This window comes from Holzapfeliella floricola DSM 23037 = JCM 16512, from assembly GCF_001436605.1.
Lineage (GTDB): Bacteria > Bacillota > Bacilli > Lactobacillales > Lactobacillaceae > Holzapfeliella > Holzapfeliella floricola.
The window spans coordinates 1-1892 of the sequence record NZ_AYZL01000003.1 but is presented as its reverse complement, the minus strand read 5'-3'; the positions used below and the strand labels follow the sequence as shown (position 1 = coordinate 1892).

General features: G+C 47.1%; 1 rRNA gene. It reads left to right on the top strand.

The annotated features are described in order from the left end of the window. The first annotated feature begins 263 nt into the window (after positions 1–263). A 16S ribosomal RNA gene (locus FC86_RS00080) occupies positions 264–1836 on the top strand. Positions 1837–1892: the final 56 nt, after the last annotated feature.

The window sequence follows — 1892 nt, the reverse complement described above, 5'->3', positions numbered from 1 at the left end:
AAAAAAGAGTTGCAAAGCAAAAGATAACATGGTATAGTAATTAAGTCGTCAGGTTGAGAGATAAGTTATTGATTCATAAGAAAAAAATAATTTAAAAAACTTCTTGACACTGGTTATCAACTTTGATATAATAGAGAAGTTGTTAAACAAGTAGACCTTTGAAAACTGAACAAAGTTTCGCATAAATGTGTGGGGGTATTAACCCCAAGCAAGAAGCGAAGTCAATTCGCTAGTAAGTTTTAAAAAGAGCAAGTCAAACATCTTAAAATGAGAGTTTGATCCTGGCTCAGGACGAACGCTGGCGGCGTGCCTAATACATGCAAGTCGAACGAGTTTGCTCTTATGAAGGTAGTGCTTGCACTACTTGATTAAGAATCCAAACGAGTGGCGGACGGGTGAGTAACACGTGGGTAACCTACCCTAAAGCGGGGGATAACATTTGGAAACAGATGCTAATACCGCATAACAATAAGAATCGAATGTTTCTTATTTAAAAGATGGTTTCGGCTATCACTTTAGGATGGACCTGCGGCGTATTAGCTAGTTGGTAAGGTAATGGCTTACCAAGGCGATGATACGTAGCCGACCTGAGAGGGTGATCGGCCACATTGGGACTGAGACACGGCCCAAACTCCTACGGGAGGCAGCAGTAGGGAATCTTCCACAATGGACGAAAGTCTGATGGAGCAACGCCGCGTGAGTGATGAAGGGTTTCGGCTCGTAAAACTCTGTTGTTAGAGAAGAAAGATAGTAAGAGTAACTGTTTATTATTTGACGGTAACTAACCAGAAAGCCACGGCTAACTACGTGCCAGCAGCCGCGGTAATACGTAGGTGGCAAGCGTTGTCCGGATTTATTGGGCGTAAAGCGAGCGCAGGCGGCTAATTAAGTCTGATGTGAAAGCCTTCGGCTTAACCGGAGAAGTGCATTAGAAACTGATTAGCTTGAGTGCAGAAGAGGAGAGTGGAACTCCATGTGTAGCGGTGAAATGCGTAGATATATGGAAGAACACCAGTGGCGAAGGCGACTCTCTGGTCTGTAACTGACGCTGAGGCTCGAAAGCGTGGGTAGCAAACAGGATTAGATACCCTGGTAGTCCACGCCGTAAACGATGAGTGCTAAGTGTTGGAGGGTTTCCGCCCTTCAGTGCTGCAGCTAACGCATTAAGCACTCCGCCTGGGGAGTACGACCGCAAGGTTGAAACTCAAAGGAATTGACGGGGGCCCGCACAAGCGGTGGAGCATGTGGTTTAATTCGATGCAACGCGAAGAACCTTACCAGGTCTTGACATCTTTTGACCACCTAAGAGATTAGGTTTTCCCTTCGGGGACAAAATGACAGGTGGTGCATGGTTGTCGTCAGCTCGTGTCGTGAGATGTTGGGTTAAGTCCCGCAACGAGCGCAACCCTTATTACTAGTTGCCAGCATTAAGTTGGGCACTCTAGTGAGACTGCCGGTGACAAACCGGAGGAAGGTGGGGATGACGTCAAATCATCATGCCCCTTATGACCTGGGCTACACACGTGCTACAATGGATGGTACAACGAGCAGCGATACCGCGAGGTTTAGCTAATCTCCTAAAACCATCCTCAGTTCGGATTGCAGGCTGCAACTCGCCTGCATGAAGCTGGAATCGCTAGTAATCGCAGATCAGCATGCTGCGGTGAATACGTTCCCGGGCCTTGTACACACCGCCCGTCACACCATGAGAGTTTGTAACACCCGAAGCCGGTGAGGTAACCTTTTAGGAGCCAACCGTCTAAGGTGGGACAGATGATTAGGGTGAAGTCGTAACAAGGTAGCCGTAGGAGAACCTGCGGCTGGATCACCTCCTTTCTAAGGATATACGGAAACACACATTTGAAACTTTGTTTAGTTTTGAGAGGTTTACT